The sequence below is a fragment of the Parabacteroides chinchillae genome, assembly GCF_900108035.1.
In the GTDB taxonomy this organism is placed as follows: domain Bacteria; phylum Bacteroidota; class Bacteroidia; order Bacteroidales; family Tannerellaceae; genus Parabacteroides; species Parabacteroides chinchillae.
This window is the reverse complement of sequence record NZ_FNVS01000013.1, coordinates 16014-36241: the sequence shown is the minus strand read 5'-3', so window position 1 is coordinate 36241 and position 20228 is coordinate 16014. Positions and strand designations below refer to the sequence as shown.

Here is a 20228-nt window from a genome sequence, read left to right as displayed (position 1 = left end):
CAGACAAATAAAAAAATGAAGAAAAAATATTATATAATTGCATTACTTGCAACAACGGCACTGTCATTCAGCAGCTGTTCCGAGGATTTCTTTGATGCAAATCCGGGAGACCGTGTAACAGAAGGACAATTAGAAGAAAATCCTAATCCGAATGCATTAGTAAACGGTATGAATGCCTTCATGATCCAGTTTAACTCATTAGAAAGAGAAAATGGAGAAGAACGTCATAACGACTTCGGATATATGGCAACAGCCCTCTCTATGGAACTTTGGGGGGATGATATGGTTCAATATACATCCAATTACGGTTGGTATTATGACGACTATCAATATTCTAACCGTGGATATGAATTCCTGGAAGCAGCACGTCACTGGAATTATTTTTACAAACTAATCCGTACGGCAAATGACGTATTAACTGGTATTGTTTCAGATACAGAAGATCCGGAAATGTTGGCAGCCAGAGGACAAGCTTATGCAATGAGAGCATTTGCCCACCACGTTTTAGTTCAATTGTATCAACATACTTACAAAGGCCATGAAGACGCACCCGGAATACCTATCGTTACAGAAGATATGACTTCCGAACAGTTAAATAATAATCCTCGTAAAAAAGTTTCCGAAGTTTATGCACAAATCGAAAACGATTTGAAACAAGCATGCGAATTATTGAAAGGATGGGAAAGGCCTTCTAGCGTATATATTAATTATGCAGTAGCTAAAGGATTTGAAGCTCGTGTACACTTGTGTAAAGAAGAATGGAAAGAAGCTGCCGAGGCTGCCGAAGAAGCCGTTGCAGGATTTCCCGTAATGGATAAAGCCGGGCTTAAGGAAGGCTTTGTTAGTATGGACAACAATCCATCATGGATGTGGTCTTCTGATGTTACTTCACAATCAAGCATTGCCATAGGAGGTATTACCAATTTCACATCACACGTTAGCTCAACAGCTTACGGTTATGCAACCGCCGGTGAAATGTATAAAAACATCAGTTCTGAATTATTTAATAAGATACCAGACACTGATGCCCGTAAAGACTGGTGGTGCAAATCCGACAGTTTGGTATTCGTTGTTGGAGCAGGTATGGTAAAATTACCCAAATATGCCAATTTGAAGTTCGGTTATTACGATACAGAAGGTAACAATTTCAACGATTTATGTTATATGCGTGCGGAAGAAATGCTGTTGATTGCAGCAGAAGGTTATGCCATGAGCGGAAACCTTCCGCAAGCCAAATCGATTTTGGAAGACTTCGTTCAGACTCGTCAACCGGACTACAAATGTACAGCAAACAGCGTTGCTGAAATGCAAAATGAAGTTTGGGTTCAACGTCGTATCGAGTTATGGGGCGAAGGTTTTGCATGGTTTGATTTGAAACGTTTAAAGAAACCTATCATCCGCAAATATGAAGGTACAAATCATAACGATGATGCCATGTTTGATTTCCCTGCAGAAGATCCGATCTTCAATTTAAGAATCCCTCGTACAGAAATTCAAAACAACGGAGGTATTTCTGAAACAGACAATAATCCGATGCCAAACGTTTAATCGGAAAAAATTATAAGAAAAGGGTAGAATAAAAATTCTATCCTTTTCTGTTTTATTACCCTCCTATATCTCTCTTTAATTTTATTTCTTCCAAGTCTCTCACAATAGTCATATCCATTATATCACTATATATTTCGGTTGTACGTACGCTTTTATGCCCTAACAGCTTCTGAACTGTTGTAATATTAGCTCCATTATACAAAAGTAACGTAGCATTTGTATGTCTTGCTACGTGAAAAGAGATTCGTTTATCAATTGACGCAAGTTGGCATATTCTACGTAATTGTTTATTAATATTAGAGTTTGCCGAGACAGGGACATTAAATAATGCCCTCGTGTTATTTCTATATCTTTCATAAATAGGTATAGATTTCCCGTCAAATAACAAAAAAAGTGGCAGACGTACACTCACATCCGTTTTAACCGACGAATATATAAGCCACAACTTATCATCTATACTCAAAAAATTTGCATTTGTAATACTTACCACATCTGAAAAACGTAACCCTGTATAGCAGCTAAACAGAAACATATCAAGACTTCTCTGCAAAGTTCCTCTCCCATACAAGTTCAGACATTCCAGTCTATTTAATTCTTCCGGTGTAAGATGAGTACGTTTTGTTTCCATATATTTAATTTTATATTTTCGGAAGGGATATCTTTGTAAATCAAATATATCTTTATTTATTGCAAGATTGATATAACGCTTCAAATGCTTCATGTGTTTAGCAATAGTATTTCTATGATACTTATGTTTCAACAGAAAATATTCGAAATCACATAAAAAATTAAAACTTAATTCATTAAAAGTTACCTCATTCTGATACAAAGACAACACATGCAATGTAGACATATGGTTCTTCAGAGTAGATGGTTTCAGATTACTGTGCATAATTTCATCCTTCATAAAAGAAGAAAACGAGGTTGGCACTATTTGCCGGGGTGTTTCCTTTAAATCTTTCAACGAAAAAACCTTTCCTCCGTGCATAGCATCCAGTTCTATCCTTTCCAGTTCAAATATATAATTATAAAGATATTGGTTTAAAGCCTCCATATTCGGATGGTTTTTAATTGCTCTTCTTTTATTATCCCATTGATTAGGCCTAATATATACTTTTGTAGAAAAGTACTTTTTTTGCCTATTCAAATAAGCCTCCACTTGAATCAACGCTTTCCCTTCCGCATTCAACTTTTTTTTCCGATTAAATACCAAATTGTAAATAACTTTTTCCATGATACACAATATTTTCTAATTAAGAACACGAAGAAACAACAATATGTTCTTTGTCTATAAAAAGGTTAGTAAAAAGTTTATCAACAAATTAAAAGACAAAAAAAAGAGGCCTCCTTTTTGGCGCCTCTTTCTTTAGATATAATACAAGATTATTAATTCTGATCTGTTTCCGAAATTTCAGGGTTACCTTCAATTTCCTTGGTTGGGATTTGTATCACCCTTATTTTTGAACTCCATGGAACCGGTTGGTCTCCACCTTCTGCAGTAATATTGCCTTTTGGATGATTTGTTCCCGCATAAGTACGATCTATTGTTTTTTCCAAACGGTTAAACTCAAAGAGAGATTGACCTTCACCCCATAATTCAATACGTTTATGTAAAAATATCTGGTTTATCAATTCATCAACGTTGGCAGACCATTTATACGGGCATTCGCCATCAGTTGAACGTGCTGCAGAAATTGTGTTCAATGTAGTTTGTGCTCCACTGATATTCCCTTGCCTTGCCTGAGCTTCCGCTTTAATATAATAAGCCTCTGCACAACGCAAATAAACCAAATCGCCCAGGAACTTCTTACTTGGGTCTACAAATTTAAACTGCATATACGGAATCTTATATGTTCCGTCTTTAAAACACTGTTTACGAATATCTTTCGCATCAATAGCATCATATAAACGTCTATCTACACATTTATACTGCCCCAAACTACCGGCATATCCCGGTGAAAGATTATCCATGATAGAAAAGAATGACGCATAGCTTGTTGTATTTTCAGATGTTACATCAACTGCCCACAACCATTCTATATTTGCCATATCTGCAAACCCTGCCGTATAATCACTTGTAGACATTAAAGATGTAGCAGCTATTACATCCGAAGCCATTTTTTCAGCTGTTGCATAATCTTCGTAATACATAGCGGCACGTGCATATAATGCTTTAGCAGCTAATTGTCCTACCCGGGTTTTATCATAATCGTCGCCTTCCAGTAAAGCAATAGCATTTGTATAATCTGCTTTAATCTGATCATAAACATCAGATACTTTGCCACGCGGATTACCTTCCAAACCTACGGTAGTATAGACTGGCACGCCGGGAAGATCCTTTACATCCGCCCATTTACCAGCTTTCTGATATATATTCACCAACGTAAAATAATGAAACGCACGCAATGCCAATGATTCGCCTTTTAAATGACGTTGTTCTTCATTTAATTCATTATCATTCGGATATATATCTATTATACTGTTCAAATCACGAATCTGAGCATAACAATACTTCCACTGGCGCAAGGAACGAGTATACGTTGCCGCACGATTATCCAAATTATAGTCAGCAGAAAACCACTGTTTATTGGTATAATGAACTATATCTTCAGTCATCATGTCGCATGAGATATCAATAGACCGCTGTCCGAAATCATCATGTCTGGATGCACCAAAACCGTATTGAACAGAACGTGAATAAACGCCTTGTACAATGGCATCACTGTTCATGTCTACAGTTTCCTGCAACTGATCTCCTTTTACATATTCATTATCTTCCGGTTCCAAAAAGTCAGAACAAGAAAGAGAGAAGGATGCAAATGTCCCTAATAATATTATTGATTTGAGTTTCATAATTATTTATCTTTTATAACGTTACGTTAATACCGAAAGAAATCGTACGGATTGGGGAATAATTAAATTCTGATGTACCATAATCATATTGACGAGGATCCAAACCTTTTCTATGTGAGAACAACGCCAGGTTATCACCGGCAAAGTAAACTCTTAGCTTATCAATAGTCAAAGTGCGCAACCATTTTTTCGGAAGCGAATATCCTAAAGTGATATTACGGATATTGAAGAAAGAGGCATTGGTCAGATAAAGATCCGAAATACCGTTGGCATCTTTATATCCCATCAACATTACAGGAACAGATGTATTAGTATTCGTCGGTGTCCAGGCATTGAGCAAATCTTTATGCATACCACGTCCCGATTCTCTCATCTGCATAGTAGATGCATAAATAGCATCATATACATCCCCTCCTATCTGATAACTGAACAAAGCAGACAAATCAATATCTTTCCAGGATAAAGAAGTTGAAAGACCTCCTGTTAAATCAGGAATGGCACAACCTACTTTCCGGCGGCTTGTGTTTGTATAAGCATCAGAGTTAACGATAGAAGTGCCTTTCAATGTACCATCTTCATTATATACATTCCACATTGCCTTACCATTTTCATCCAATCCTGCATATTCGGGTAAATATAAATCATAAATGGAACCGCCTTCAACCATTTTTGTATATCCTTGTCCAAGTATTCCTTCTTTACGGTTTTCTGCCGGCAATTCAAGAATTGTATTCTTCACATGAGTAAAATTCAGTCCTACGTTCCATCTCCAGTCTCTTGTTTTTATAATATCCACATCCGTTTCTATTTCAATACCTTTATTACTCATTTTACCTAAGTTTACCAGTAAAGTAGAAATACCGATTGAAACAGCCACCGGCTTATAGAACAACATATCTGTTGTTTTCTTATAAAAATATTCCAGATTGAAATGGAAACGATCCCACATAGTAGTTTCAAAACCAATATTAAAGTTCAGGTTCTTTTCCCATGAAATATCTTTATTACCTACATAGTATTGCTTAACAGATACATTTCCATTATTATTAGCCACTTCATATTGATCCATATAAGGAATATAATTTATATCCGTACCATTTGCATAATATAAATTATCATTACCCTGTGTACCAATACTTGCTTTTATTTTCAGGTCATTCAGCCAAGATGATGCATCTTGCAAAAAACCCTCTTGTCCGAGACGCCAAGACACACCAACCGAACCAAAATTACCCCAACGGTTATCAGGGTGGAAACGGCTGGAACCATCACGACGGAAACTGGCGCTTAAATAATATTTATCATCATATGATAAGTTTGCACGGAACAATATACCCGTCACACTATATTTCTTTAAATAAGAGGATAATTCAGCATAAACTACGGCATTAGAAAAGTCGGGGGCAGAAATTGTTGCCAGATTTCTTTTCTGACCATACAGATAATTCCATTCTTTCTTGTAGCTTTCAATACCGCCCATACCTTCAACAGACAGTTTATCAAATGTCTTTCTATAGTTTAAGAATACAGAACCTGTATAAGAGAACCATTTCTGATTTTCTTGTTCAACATAACCACCATTAGCTGCAGCATCACCATATAAAGGATTCGTTAAATAAGCACCGTTTTTATAGGTAGTATTCACATCAAAGTTACCACGAATAGACAAGCCGTCATAAACTTCTGCTTCCAAAAATGCAGATGCCGATACATTGTCCAGTGTGATCCGGTTAACATCATAATCCAAGACACCTGCAGGGTTTGAAGCTCCTGCATAAGGACGAGAATAACCATATTGTCCCTGATCTCCATAGTCGTAAATATCTTTGCCGTTTTTATCTTTTATAATTGCACCTGTTTTAGGATCATGCAAATAAACCGGATAAATAGGAGCAATATTACGAGTCCATTGGAAATAGTTTACATATGAACCTCCGGATGTTGTCGGATAATTCTGTATTGTATGGGCATAAGCCAGGTTTGCACCGGCCTTTAACCATTTGGTCAAGTTTCTTTCATAACGTACACGACCACTGTAACGATCAAACCCTGAACCTTTTGCATAAGATTCATCTCCTAAATAACCTAAGCTGATGAAATAAGTCTGCTTGTCGTCACTACCACCAAGACTGAAGTTATATTCCTGACGCAAAGAATTTCTAAACAAAGCGTCGCTCCAGTCATCGGTATACAACAAACGGGCATTAGGATTTATTTTGCCATCAGCTCCTATTAATTCAGACCAGGGCACATTATAATTATTATATCCACCTAAAATAGCTTGTAAAGAGTTTGCCGGATCATCACTTCCTAAAGTTGATACCACATCACTCGGGCTCATTCCTGTAGCAATCAATTTATTGTATTGCGCTTTCCAAGATTGTTCATAGTAAACACTACGATCGGTTATCATATCATATTCAGGAACCGAACGACTGTTTACTCCCCATTTCATATCCAAATTAATACCTAATTTGGTTTTATTGCCTCTTTTCGTTGTAATAAGAATTACACCATTGGCACCACGAGCTCCATACAAAGAGTTTGCTGCCGCATCTTTCAACACAGTCATACTCTCAATATCAGCAGAATTCAATGTACTGATCGGGCCATCGTAAGTAGCGCCATCTACAATATAAAGAGGATCCTTTCCTGCATTAATAGAACCGATACCACGTATACGAACTGTTGGGTTTTCACCCGGCTGGCCTGTTTTTGAAACAATCTGTACACCAGCTGCACGTCCGTCCAGCGCATTTGTAATTGTTGCCGATTGAATTTGCTTGATATCATCTGCTTTTACCGCAGACGCAGAACCGGTAAACGATTTCTTCGTTGTTGTTCCGTAAGCAACAACCATCACCTCATCCAATGCCTGGGACGAACTATTCAACACTATTTTCATGTGAGGCTGGATTGGAAGCTCCTTCATTTCCATTCCGACATATGAAACTACCAGAGTCTTTGCAGAACTTGGTACATTTAGAGTAAATGCACCGTCATAATCCGTTACAGTACCAGTAGTAGTACCCTTTACCATTACAGACGCTCCAATAATTGGTTCACTGTCTTCTGCCGAAATAACAGTACCTGTTATTTTCGTCGTCTGAGCAGTCGCCAATCCAATACCTAACATTAGGCATAATAAAAGATAAGTCAACCTTTTCATAGACACACTTTTTTGTTTAACTTATGAATAACTAATTTGCAATCTTTGATGTTTATATTTAAAGCAATATTAAATAATCGGAATGAGGCAAATGTAATAATAAATTTATTACAACAATAAAAATCTAACATAAAAATACAAACAAAGTTGGCTTTAATTACTAAAATACAAGGAATATAGGGTTTTTATAATAAAGCATCATTTTTAAAAATCACAAATACCGGGATATTTTAGTCTTAAATTTGTCTATTTTTAATCTTTATAATTCACATATAAAAACGAATGGATATGTAAATATTATATTCTATTAATTAATAAAGCAAGGCGCTATAATCCTTCAGAATCAGAAGATATATCAAATACCTATATTTAATCTGTATTTCTACTTGATTGTTTCCAAAAAAATTAGAATTTACATTATGTCTTATTTTCACAGAGTAAATCCATATTTATTTCTGTGCTTATGAAGTAATTCATGCTATACATTATATTAATTTTATCATACGGACTTTTTAAGTACCTGATCCTATATATTTATTCTTTTGTCCCTGGTCAAAATTAATTTCGCCCTAGGTGAAAATTAATTATTAGCCAGGTAGAAATTAATTTTGAGCAAGCTTAAATGAATATATATTCCTATACTTTTCTCTAAATTGTCTGAGTGCTGAAAATAAAAGCAAGGAAGAAATAAGCAAAATATAATCAGATAATAGTTTTATACGATATGAAAAAATTTGTTCTGCAAAAACTAATTATGTTCTGCAAAGACTCTGGTGATCTCTTATGTTGGTATGATAACTCGCGAAGTCCCTGTTCAACCAACCTTAAACATTGTTTTACAAGCCGGATCGCAGAACATTGAAGAAGTAGTAGTTACTGCAATCGGTATGAAAAAGCAGGAAAAAGCCTTGGGTTACGCAGCTTCTACCATCAAAAGTGACGATCTGGTAGCAGCAAAATCCGGTTCTGTTATGACCGGTTTGACTGGTAAAGTTGCCGGTATTAACATCACAAATGCCGGAGGTACCGGCTCTGCACAAAAGGTTATCGTTCGTGGTATCAGCTCTTTTGATGCTAACCAACCTTTATATGTTGTTGATGGTGTACCTATTATGAACGAATTTTCCGGCAGTGGTACTGAATCGACAGCACTAAATAATACTGTAGACTTCGGTAATGCTGCAAATGATATTAACCCGGAAGATGTAGAATCTGTTACAGTTTTAAAAGGTGCCTCCGCTACAGCACTATACGGCTCGCGTGCAGCAAACGGTGTGATTATGATCACAACCAAACGCGCCAGCTCAGAAAAACTCACTGTAACTTACGACGGAACTTTCATGGGGTCTAATGTGTTACGCGTTCCGCAAACTCAAAACAGATTCGGTCAGGGTTGGCCGGACTGGAGCCCTATGGAAAACGGATCATGGGGTCCCGTATTAGACGGACGTGAGCACGCTTGGGGTGCATTCTCTGACGGAACACCAGGGAATCTGACACCATTAACAAAGCCATTCTCTTATGTAGAAAACAACATGCGTGATTTTTATCAAACAGGCTTTGAAACCAACAACAACGTTTCCGTTCGTATGGGTAATGATAAACTGGGTTTGGTTGCTTCATACGGTAATGTAACATCTACAGGCGTAATGCCGATGGACGCCGACAAGTATCAACGTAACACTATTTCTTTAAGAGGTAATGCCAAGTACAAACGTTTCTATTCTGAAATTAACTTCAACTATGTTCGCAAAGACATTACCCGTCCTAGTACAGGACAAGGCGGACAAGGTGCAACCATGTTCCAGGAAATTCTTCAGCATGCTACCGATGTAAGCATCTCTGACATGAAAGATTACAATAACCCGTACTATAATACGGATAACTTCTATACGGCTTACGCAACAAACCCGTATTGGGTATTGGCAAACAACAAAAATCAATTTCAAGACGACCGCATTTACGGTAAGATAGAAGTTGCATTTGATATTATGGAAGGTTTAAAAGCCGTAGGACGTTTAGGAGGTGATTTCTCAAATTCCCGTCAACAAAAATGGAACCAGAAAGCAACCTACTCTCCCGGTTCCTGGAGTAGTATAGGCGGAAAGAAAGAAGAAGCCGGATCTTATACCGAACGCCGCGAATACAGCGGACAAATCGATGCTACAGCCTATTTGAATGCCGATTACAAAATTGGAGAAGACATAAATATTAATGGTCTGATTGGATGGAACTTAAACACCCGTACATTCTCTTATATAGATTCGTATCTGTACGGATTACAACAAGAAGATTGGTTCAACCTGGAAAATGGAGCAGACAAACCTATTACAACAACCCGTGAAGAAAACCGCCGTTTGATCGGTTTGTTCGCTCAAGCCGAATTTGGATATAAGAACTTCTGGTTTGTTAATGCATCATTGCGTAACGACTGGTCGTCAACATTACCTAAAGGTAAAAACAGTTTCTTCTACGGAGGTTTAAATACTTCTTTAATTTTAACCGAATTGTTCCCTGAACTGCAAAGTGATGCTTTGAACTTCCTGAAAGTTCGTGCAGCCTGGGGTAAAACAGGTAATGATGCACCGGTGTACAGAACATCCAGTTATTATATCCCGACACAAGTCAGTTTAGGCTTTGGTAGTTTATACCTGCCTATCAACAGCACAATGGGTATGACTGAATACAATGTCATGCCCAACACGGGACTGAAACCCGAAACAACAACCGAATTGGAATTTGGTTTAACTACCCACATGTGGAACAACCGTATCAATTTCGATATCGCTTATTATAATAAGGATACAAAAGACCAGATTATTTCTGCCGCTTTAGCTCCCGAAACCAGATACACGAGTATGACCCGTAATGTGGGTAAGGTTAACAATCACGGTGTAGAAATTGCATTCAGTGTTATTCCTATCCAGACAAAAGACTGGGAATGGGAAATTGGAGCTACATTTACAAAAAACTGGAGTGAAGTAAAAGAACTCTGGGACGGTGTAGACGAATATGTATTGAAGAGTGGATATGATGTAGACCTTGTTGCCAAGGTAGGCGAACCTTTAGGTATATTCAAAGTGCCAAAGGTTGCAACAACGGATGACGGTAAGGTCATTGTTACAAGTGCTGGTCTTCCCCAGATTGCTGCCGGAGAAAAGGACATTATCGGTTCTTCTACCCCCAACTTCCTGATGGGCTTTAACACACGTCTGAGTTGGAAAGGATTTACTTTAGGTGCAGTTCTCGATTGGAGAAATGGCGGCTATTTCTATTCTTATACTTCACAATTGCTGACCTTCTCCGGAAACTCAACGATGACTGCTTATAACGATCGCCAGTCATTCGTTATTCCTAATTCCGTAAAAGTTGTGAACGGACAATATGTAGAAAACAATATACCTGTTAGCCGTTCAAACATGTACAATTACTGGAATAATGCATCTAACAAAGACCAGTTCCGCAATTGGGTATTACCAAAAGACTATCTGAAATTAAGAGAAATAACCTTATCTTATAGTTTCCCTAAAAGTATAATTAAGAAAACTCCGTTGACAGCATTACAAGTAAGCTTAATAGGACGTAACTTATTTATGTGGACACCTAAAAAGAACAACTTTGTAGACCCCGAATCAACCAACTATGGTAACGATATCCGTTCTGAACTTGGTGAATTTGCAGCTGCTCCAACAACACGCACATTTGGTGGTGGTGTGAAAGTAACATTTTAAGTAACTAGATAAATAAAAGACAATATGAAAAGATTGAATTTATTATATACAGGGTTGATTAGTTGTCTGCTTCTGTCTAACACAGCCTGCAGCGATTATCTGGATATAAACGATAACCCCAACTATCCGGCAGAAGTATCTTATACATCTCTGCTTCCTTCCGGTATAGCATCAACCGCTTCCGTATTAGGTAGCATTTATGAACTGTATGGCGGCATGTGGTCTCAGCATTATATGCAAGGGCAAACATCAAACCAATATAACACTATTTGCAATTACAGTATCACCAACTCGGCAGATGGACGTTTATGGTCTATCCCTTATTCAATATCTTTGCCCGATCTTGACCTGGTTATAAAGAAAGCTGAAGAAGAAAAAGCCTGGAATTATTGGGCGGCAGCAAAGGTTATGATGGCTTTCAACTATCATTTCCTGGTCGACACATACGGGTCTATCCCTTTCACTGAAGCATTAAAAGCCGACGAAGGTATTTTGAATCCGAAATTTGACGACAGTAAAACAGTTGTTTATCCCGGATTAATTGCCATGCTGGACGAAGTTATCGCTAAGTCCGGAGAGTTATCCGCCCCATCTCTTCCATCTCTTTCAACTCAGGACTACATCTTTGGAACCTCTAAAGGTACGGACATGTCTAAATGGGTTTCTTTTGCAAAGAGTTTGAAACTAAAACTGTTGATGAGAGATTTCAATGCCAATAAAGCAGCCATAGAATCTCTGCTGAATGAAAATGATTTGCTGACAGTCGATGCAAAAATGGATCTCTTCATGGATTTGGAAAACAAATCAAATCCGTTGTATGAAAACGACCGCCGTAAGTTGAATACCAATAACAACATTCGCGCATGTGCAACCCTTTGCGAATACATGAAAAAATTCAACGATCCCCGTTTAAATGACTTCTTTAATCCTAATGAAGATGGATCCGGCACAACCTCATTAAAATGCGGAGACAGGCCTACAGAGCTAAAGACAAACCAAGTATCTATCGTTGTTCTTGAGCCAACCGATCCGGTTTATTTAATGTCTGCTGCAGAAGTTGCATTCCTGAAAGCTGAGGCTTATACCCGCCTGAGCAACGCAGATAAAGCCAAAGAAAACTACAACAAAGGTGTTACTTTAGCATTCGAACGTTGGGGCAAAGACGCTTCATCTTTCATTGCAGACGGTGGTGCTTATGCATTCAACAGCAAAGATCAACAATCTATGCTAACAAGCATCTTGACTCAGAAGTGGATTGCTGCAACCCGTTGCCAGGCTTGGGATTCATGGTTCGACATCAATCGTACCGGAATACCTGCGCTGGGAACAACTTTCCCCGACGAAGAAGGGTATGTATGGGGAAATCTGACACCTTGTATCGGTTCAGCTCTGGGAGCCGGCGAATATCCTCGTCGTCTGCTTTACCCAAAAGGCTCATCTGATTATAACACAAACACACCTCCAGTAATTCCTTTGCAGGAAAAACAATGGTGGCATAAGTAACAAATATAGCACGTTATTATTAATGTATTAAGAGAATCAATATGAAACAGATCAAAAAGATATTAATAGCATTACTGGCAGTAATCACTTTTACTGCATGTGAAACTTATGGTGATTACGAAACCGAATATTCCGTAATCTATCCTTTATGCGGAGAATGGGTTGTAAACGTTTACGATGCAAGCGGTCAGGCTATAAAAGAAAAAGTAACCTGCAATACGTATAACACCTCTGACAACGCGACCGATAAAATGTGGATAAAAATGGGGGCTGCAGCAAATAATTATGGTATTCTTAGTAAAGTAAACTGTAACGTAGCAGCAAAAGATTTCGGCGGAGAAAACATCCAGAATCTGGTAGATTCACAAGACGGAGCAACATCTGCATCAACAGTCTCTGTTACTAACGGTAAAGTTACTTTAAATGGTTACGACACTCCTACAGGGCACAAGGCAGATGCTATCGAATTTACAATGACAAATTCAAAGTACCCGGGAGAAACATTAACAATTAAAGGCTTCCGTAAGACCGGTTGGGCTGGCGAAGATTACTAACACACACTCTCTCTTAAACAAAACAGGGCGTTCCGTTGTCGGACGCCCTGTTTTATTATTTACCTATCCGATTATTCAGGAAATATTGCTGCATTGGACAAAAACATAAATAATAAAGAAAAAAAGATCGCCCCAATACCGAGACGATCTTTTTTTCTTATTTTACTAAAACCAAATCCGGTCTTACTTATTACTTAGCATAACTTACAGCTCGTGTTTCACGGATAACCGTAATCTTAACCTGACCCGGATATGTCATTTCATCCTGAATCTTCTTTGCAATTTCGGTAGATAAGTTTTCGGTGTCTTTATCGTCAATCTTATCTGCTCCTACAATAACACGAAGTTCGCGTCCTGCCTGAATTGCATAAGTCTTAACAACACCCGGATAAGACAACGCCAGCTGTTCCAGATCGTTCAAACGTTTGATATAAGCTTCAACAATCTCACGACGAGCACCTGGGCGAGCACCGGAAATAGCATCGCAAACCTGTACAATAGGTGCCAGCAACGTCTGCATCTCCACTTCATCGTGGTGAGCACCTACAGCATTGCAAATATCCGGTTTCTCTTTATATTTCTCACATAACTTCATACCCAATATTGCGTGTGGCAATTCCGGTTCATCATCAGGCACCTTACCTATATCATGCAACAATCCTGCACGTTTTGCTTTTTTCGGATTCAAACCCAACTCAGAAGCCATCACTGCACATAAATTCGCTGTTTCACGGGCATGCTGCAACAAATTCTGACCGTAAGACGAACGGTATTTCATTTTACCTATCATTCGTATCAGTTCCGGGTGCAAACCATGTACGCCCAAATCAATTACAGTACGCTTACCGGTTTCAACGACTTCGTCCTCAACCTGTTTTTTCACTTTCGTCACAACTTCTTCAATGCGTGCCGGATGAATACGTCCATCCTGTACTAACTGATGCAGAGCCAAACGTGCTATTTCGCGACGAACCGGATCAAAGCCGGAAAGGACAATTGCTTCCGGAGTATCATCCACAACAATCTCAATACCTGTTGCAGCTTCCAAAGCACGAATATTACGACCTTCACGACCAATTATACGTCCTTTTATTTCATCTGATTCTATATGGAAAACAGTAATAGAGTTTTCTATTGCAGTTTCCGTTGCCACACGTTGAATAGATTGTATTACTATTTTCTTGGCTTCTTTATTAGCCGTCATTTTAGCTTCTTCTACAATCTCGCTGATAAAGGAAGCTGCCTGGGATTTTGCTTCATCTTTCAACGATTCTATCAGGCGTTCTTTTGCTTCGTCTGCCGATAATCCGGAAAGAGTTTCCAGATGTTCTACCTCTTTTTGATGAAGTTTTTCAAGTTCCTGCTTTTTCTTTTCTATGATTTCCAATTGAGATGCCAAATTCTCTTTTACAACTTCAACTTCCGAATTCTTACGTTGAAGTTCTTCCTGGCGCTGATTGATTGTCAGTTCTTTCTGTTTCAGTTTTGTTTCTACAGATTGGATTTTAGCATTGCGTTGAGATACTTGCTTTTCCAGATCAGCCTTTAAATGCAAGAATTTCTCCTTTACTTCAAGCAATTTATTTTTCTTTATTACCTCAGCCTCCTTTTCCGCCTCATGAAGTATGGAATCATACTTGGACTTCAAAAGGAAACGCATACCAACCCATACTAGTAATCCTCCTACTAAGAAGGTTACCATTGATATGATTATATACACTCCCATTTAACTAATAATTTTAATTCATTATTTTATATACAAAAAAAGCACTACGATTACACGGTAACTTCCGTGTAAAGCAGTGCGGAAAACTACTCCTTACAGTATGACATACAATTTATTTCTCTTTCAGATACGACTCCAACTCTGCTGTAAGTTGTTGTATCTTCTCCGTAAAAGGACTTGTATCATTCTTATCTCGCAACTGTAAATTCTGCAATGCCAGATGAACAGCCGCCATGGCTAACAAATCTTTCATATCACTTCCAAAACGTGAATGATAAAGAGAAACCACCTCACGGACACGAACTTCCGCTTTCCGGTAAATTTCTTCATCTTTACGTTCTATCGTAAGTGGATAACTCTTACCTGCTATATTTAAATGTATACCTAATGGGTCATCCATCGCGTCTATTCATTTAATAGTGCAATGCATTTGTCTACTTCCCGCACTAATTTTGATAATCGCATCCGGGCACCTCTTGCCTCTCCTTCACTTACGGAAACAACCCTGGCCGTTAGCATATTATCACACTTGGCATTTAATTCGTCAATCTTTTCTTTCACCTGCTGTAATTCTACATCCTTGACTTCCAAAGCCTTTTCCAGTTCGTTAATTTTACGCCTTTGCTTCTCACAAAGTGCTATCAAATCACGAACCCTTACTTCAAAGACAGCGAGCAATTTATTATGATCTTCGGTCATTTCACACCAAATTCTAGACAAAAGTAAACTTTAGAATTGAATTAAGCAACAATCTGCTCCTTTTTTTGACAGAAAAGGATAAACAAAAGGCTGTCTAATCGGTATCAGACAGCCTTCTTTAAATCTTTCGTCTATTTCACTTATTAAACCAGCGAAACAAATACTTCACCTTCAACTTCTTCAAAAGCTAATTTGCCTTCTTTGGCTAACCAACCAAATGCAGCATATAAATCTTTCTCTGCTTTGATCTTAGTTGCTTTCTTAATTGCCTTAACACTCATTTTGCCGCCTCCGTTTAAGATATTCCAAACCAGACCTGCATTTGTACCAATCAATTCAATCATTTCTTTGATTTCTTTTTGTTTACGTGGCAAATTTAGGGATTAATCAATTAAGACAAAAGGAAATAGATGTTTTTTAGCATAAAAATAATACATTTTCACCTTTCAATGCAATAATTAATACCATTATAACACTATTTTAACTCTATTATTTAAAGAAATAAGCTCCGATTCAATTTTTATTGCTGAAACATATCTTTTTAACAAGTTGGCTGCATAACTCCCAGCCTCTATCAGCCCTTCTTTTCCGGCATATCCATTTATAATCATTAACAGGCTTTTGGTTGTCATTTCTATTTTAGTCCGTTCTTCGTCACTGGTCGGAGTTCCGATACCTCCTACGTTATCGCGATATACAGGCAAACCCGCAATATTTAATTCGCCGCGTCCAATACCATGATACATTTCTCCTTCTTTTCCAACGCCCAAAATAAGATTTCCGTCTATTTTACCGGCATCAAATCCCCCGATAGAATATCCGCTTTTAATAGATACAAGATTTATTAAATCGACAAGCGTATCAACCTTATACAGACCTAATCCGCGCAAAATACGCCTACGCAAAGCCTCTGCCGACGGACGATATCGATTCGGATCTTTACCCAATTTCTTATATGCCTGGCGTGTGGCCAATATAGGAAGCCATTTGTTTATTTCTTCCAGTTTAGTGGTTGAAGAAACAATACTTTCCATTTGATTAATTTCTTCCCACAGCAATGGATCCGATTCCGTATTTCTTACCTCACAAGCTATTGCCAATACATGCAAATCAGGACAAGCTAAAGTTATTTCCTCAGAAATTGAAATTTGAATCATAGGTTTATCAGTCTTTAATCATTATTCCGGATAATATCCTGCCACTCTTTATTCCCAGTCGGCGAGCAGAAAAAAAATCATTATAATGCGTATATGTACATATTCCGGCGACCTCGATCTGCGAAGAAGGAATGCCTGCGTCCAACAACTGCATACGATTTGCTTCCCACAAGTCAATATGGGCTTTACCTGTTATCGGATTTCTATAAGCAATACGTTCCACGTCCACACCCGATTGTATAAAAGCATCCAATACTTCATCGCCTACTTCAAACGATTCTTTGCCAATAGAAGGTGCGATACCTGCAAAAACAGACAATGGATTACAACCATATTCATCAACTAACACAGACACCGTTTTCGCCACAATCTGTTGTACCGTTCCACGCCAACCGGCATGAACTGCCGCCACAACCTTCTTATCTGCTGCATAAAGTAAAACAGGCACACAATCAGCCGTAGAGACAGCAACGCATATACCGGCCACATCAGTAACCAAAGCATCCGCTCCGTCTAAAAAAGCAGTTTGTTCTTTTCCGGGAAGAGATAAGAAAGATTCATCCAATGAGCATATTTCACATCCATGAACCTGATGTGGGAAAAAAATACATTCGGAAGAAATTCCAATTCCTCTCGAAAGAAATTCCAAATTCATCCGAACAGAACCCAAATCATCACCGGAGTACATTCCCGGATTCATCGTTGCATAATTCCCCTTACTCACGCCTCCGTGCCGGGTCGTAACAAAATGAAAAGTGTTGCAGAACCCGCTTAATCCGGAAAACTGCAACACTTTCAATGTATCATTTTTCAGTATCTTCATCTTTGTCCCAATCATAGTCCTCATAATCTTCTTCGGGATCATCGTCATCTTCAGGAAAAACATAATCATCATCGTCATCATCCAGAAGTATTGCATTTACATCAATATTCTTATGAACTATACGTTCTACATCATGGAAGTTTTCTTTGTTCAACTCTTTCCATAATATATCTTTCAATTCTGTAATACCCATTCCCGTAACAGAAGAAATGAACACATGGGGAATACCTTCCGGCAAATCGGCAGAAAGTGCCTCTATCAGCTCATCGTCCAGCATATCACTTTTAGTAATAGCCAGCACGCGGCGTTTATCCAATAGTTCAGGATTGTATTTTACCAGTTCGTTATGAAGTATTTCATACTCCTTCTTTATATCGTCAGCATCCGCAGGAACCATAAACAGAAGTAACGAATTACGTTCTATATGACGAAGGAAACGCAACCCCAAGCCTTTGCCTTCACTGGCACCTTCTATAATACCGGGAATATCTGCCATTACAAACGAACGGTTATCACGATAACTTACAATACCTAAATTAGGCTCCAGTGTTGTAAAAGGATAGTTTGCAATTTTGGGTTTTGCAGCCGAAACGACAGAAAGCAAAGTTGATTTACCTGCGTTCGGGAACCCAACTAAACCAACATCAGCCAACAGTTTTAACTGAAGAATTATTTTTCTCTCCTGAGCCGGTTCACCTGGTTGCGCATAACGGGGAGCCTGATTGGTAGAAGTCTTGAAATGACAGTTACCTAATCCGCCCCGTCCGCCTTTCAGCAGCATAACCTCCTGACCGTCTTCTGTCACATCGCAGATAAACTCTCCGGTATCGGCATCATAAACAACAGTTCCACAAGGGACTTCAATGGTACGATCTTCGCCATCCTTGCCGTAACTGCGTTTTGCACTCCCACCTTCACCATTTGTCGCCATTATATGACGTTCAAACTTCAAGTGCAGCAGCGTCCAGTAATTCCGGTTTCCACGAAGATACACATGACCTCCTCGCCCTCCGTCGCCTCCGTCGGGACCTCCTTTCGGAATATATTTCTCGCGACGAAAGTGGGAAGATCCTCTTCCACCCTTTCCCGAGCGGCAATAGATCTTTACATAATCTACAAAGTTTGATTCGGCCATAGTCTTTTTATTTATTATACGTTCTTTACTGCATCTTTGATACGTCCGAATATTTCTTCGATCGTACCCATACCGTGGATAGCAACATGCTTACCTTCTCCGATATAATAATCAGCTAAAGGTGCCGTTTGTTTATGATAAACGTCCAATCTGGACTTAATTGTTTCTAAATTATCATCCGAACGACCCGAAACTTTTCCACGTTCCAGCAAACGGTTAATCAATTCCGGTTCGTCAACTTGCAGGTTCAACATAACAGAGACATCTGTTCCACGTTTGTTCAACATTTCTTTCAATGCTTTTGCCTGTGGAATCGTACGGGGAAAACCATCAAAAATAACACCTTTTGAAGCTTTCTTGCTATCAAGGACTTTTGCCAGCATATCAACAATCAGTTCATCAGGAACCAACTGTCCTTTTTCGATATAACCTTTGGCAACCTTGCCCAGTTCTGTTTCATTCTTCATTTCCGAACGTAACACATCACCGGTAGAAATATGATCCAAACCATATTCTTTAATAATCAACTCGCTCTGTGTCCCCTTTCCTGAACCGGGAGCACCAAAAATGACAATGTTCAACATAAAAAACTTTGTTTTAAATCGACAGTTGACAGTTGACAAGCGACAATCATCAGTCTCTTCCCTCCACTGCAATGCCAACATTTTCTACAATATTATTATTACTCTCTCTTTTTCTATTAATCCACTTATCACCCTACTTATCGACAGCCAGTTTATAGATGTCTCTATATGACCGCCCGGCTTCATCATAATCCAGACCGTGACCTACAATAAAATCATTCGGGATCTCCAATCCTATATAATCCGGTTTCAGGTCACATTTCAAAGCATCCGGTTTAAACAGCATGGTAGCCAGTTTCACACTCGAGGCGCCTTGTTCGCGAAGTTTATTCATCACATGCTGCATCGTATAACCCGTATCGATAATGTCTTCCAAAAGAATCAGAGGGCGATTTTTAACATCCACCCGTATCGGCATAATTTCATTTATCGTTCCTGTTGTAGAAGTACCGCGATAGGAAGAATAACGGGCAAAAGTCAATTCATACGGACCGTTTAAATAACTCATCAGTTCCGAAACAAACATGAAAGCCCCATTCAAAATACCAACAAACAGAGGGTCTGTATCTTTTATATCAGCTTCTATACGTTCTGCCATCCGGCGGATAGCATCTTTTATTTCATTTTCAGAAATAAAGAGTTCAAATTCTTTGTCTTTTAGGCGGATTCTGTCCATATACCGATTAAATTACGAGACGGCAAAGTTATAACTTTTTCGGGGATGCACAAAAAAGAGTAGCAACATA

General features: G+C 38.6%; 16 protein-coding genes. 4 read left to right on the top strand and 12 right to left on the bottom strand.

The window, feature by feature from the left end:
* The first annotated feature begins 15 nt into the window (after positions 1-15).
* Complete coding sequence (locus tag C4S38_RS11025) at positions 16-1548, top strand: RagB/SusD family nutrient uptake outer membrane protein (RefSeq protein ID WP_103983790.1); 1533 nt, start codon at positions 16-18, stop codon at positions 1546-1548.
* Positions 1549-1603: 55 nt separating this feature from the next.
* Here C4S38_RS11025 and C4S38_RS11020 read toward each other — a convergent pair whose 3' ends face one another.
* From C4S38_RS11020 to C4S38_RS11010, 3 genes are all read right to left on the bottom strand, one after another.
* Entirely contained in the window at positions 1604-2782 is a 1179-nt protein-coding gene (locus C4S38_RS11020) for a site-specific integrase (RefSeq protein ID WP_103983789.1), read from the bottom strand.
* Between the two features lie 152 nt (positions 2783-2934).
* Positions 2935-4401: a RagB/SusD family nutrient uptake outer membrane protein gene (locus C4S38_RS11015; RefSeq protein WP_103983788.1), complete on the bottom strand. Its 1467-nt coding sequence runs from the start codon at positions 4399-4401 to the stop codon at positions 2935-2937.
* 13 nt (positions 4402-4414) lie between these two features.
* Entirely contained in the window at positions 4415-7570 is a 3156-nt protein-coding gene (locus C4S38_RS11010; protein WP_103983787.1) for a SusC/RagA family TonB-linked outer membrane protein, read from the bottom strand.
* A gap of 770 nt (positions 7571-8340) precedes the next feature.
* Between C4S38_RS11010 and C4S38_RS11005 the strand changes: the two genes are divergently transcribed.
* Genes C4S38_RS11005 through C4S38_RS10995 form a run of 3 tightly spaced genes read left to right on the top strand, consistent with a single transcriptional unit; the run spans position 8341 to position 13358 of the window.
* Positions 8341-11301 (top strand): SusC/RagA family TonB-linked outer membrane protein, encoded by a 2961-nt coding sequence (locus C4S38_RS11005; protein ID WP_200817967.1) that lies wholly within the window; start codon positions 8341-8343, stop codon positions 11299-11301.
* A 24-nt stretch (positions 11302-11325) separates the two neighbouring features.
* The gene (locus C4S38_RS11000; RefSeq protein WP_103983785.1) at positions 11326-12804 is read left to right on the top strand and encodes a SusD/RagB family nutrient-binding outer membrane lipoprotein; all 1479 of its coding nucleotides are present in this window, start codon (positions 11326-11328) and stop codon (positions 12802-12804) included.
* Positions 12805-12845: 41 nt separating this feature from the next.
* A complete protein-coding gene (locus tag C4S38_RS10995; protein ID WP_103983784.1) occupies positions 12846-13358 on the top strand; it encodes a lipid-binding protein in 513 nt (170 codons plus the stop codon).
* A gap of 190 nt (positions 13359-13548) precedes the next feature.
* Here the strand turns inward: C4S38_RS10995 and rny are convergent, their stop codons facing one another.
* From rny to C4S38_RS10950, 9 genes are all read right to left on the bottom strand, one after another.
* On the bottom strand, positions 13549-15084 hold the full coding sequence (gene rny, locus C4S38_RS10990) for a ribonuclease Y (protein ID WP_103983783.1): 1536 nt from the start codon (positions 15082-15084) through the stop codon (positions 13549-13551).
* A 112-nt stretch (positions 15085-15196) separates the two neighbouring features.
* Complete coding sequence (locus tag C4S38_RS10985) at positions 15197-15484, bottom strand: cell division protein ZapA (protein ID WP_103983782.1); 288 nt, start codon at positions 15482-15484, stop codon at positions 15197-15199.
* Between the two features lie 5 nt (positions 15485-15489).
* Positions 15490-15804 carry a hypothetical protein gene (locus tag C4S38_RS10980; protein WP_234999355.1) on the bottom strand — a complete coding sequence of 105 codons (315 nt, stop codon included), beginning with the start codon at positions 15802-15804 and terminating at the stop codon, positions 15490-15492.
* A 122-nt stretch (positions 15805-15926) separates the two neighbouring features.
* Complete coding sequence (locus tag C4S38_RS10975) at positions 15927-16127, bottom strand: winged helix-turn-helix domain-containing protein (RefSeq protein ID WP_103983781.1); 201 nt, start codon at positions 16125-16127, stop codon at positions 15927-15929.
* A 123-nt stretch (positions 16128-16250) separates the two neighbouring features.
* The gene (locus tag C4S38_RS10970) at positions 16251-16940 is read right to left on the bottom strand and encodes a B3/B4 domain-containing protein (protein ID WP_103983780.1); all 690 of its coding nucleotides are present in this window, start codon (positions 16938-16940) and stop codon (positions 16251-16253) included.
* Between the two features lie 7 nt (positions 16941-16947).
* Positions 16948-17763, bottom strand: coding sequence for a peptidoglycan editing factor PgeF (pgeF, locus tag C4S38_RS10965; protein WP_234999354.1), 816 nt, complete (start codon positions 17761-17763; stop codon positions 16948-16950).
* Positions 17744-18898: a GTPase ObgE gene (obgE, locus tag C4S38_RS10960; protein WP_099464906.1), complete on the bottom strand. Its 1155-nt coding sequence runs from the start codon at positions 18896-18898 to the stop codon at positions 17744-17746. Before obgE ends, pgeF begins: the two co-directional genes overlap by 20 nt.
* A gap of 14 nt (positions 18899-18912) precedes the next feature.
* The gene (locus C4S38_RS10955; RefSeq protein WP_103983778.1) at positions 18913-19482 is read right to left on the bottom strand and encodes an adenylate kinase; all 570 of its coding nucleotides are present in this window, start codon (positions 19480-19482) and stop codon (positions 18913-18915) included.
* A gap of 133 nt (positions 19483-19615) precedes the next feature.
* Positions 19616-20158, bottom strand: a complete 543-nt coding sequence (locus C4S38_RS10950; protein WP_099464904.1) for a phosphoribosyltransferase — start codon at positions 20156-20158, stop codon at positions 19616-19618.
* Positions 20159-20228 lie beyond the last annotated feature (70 nt).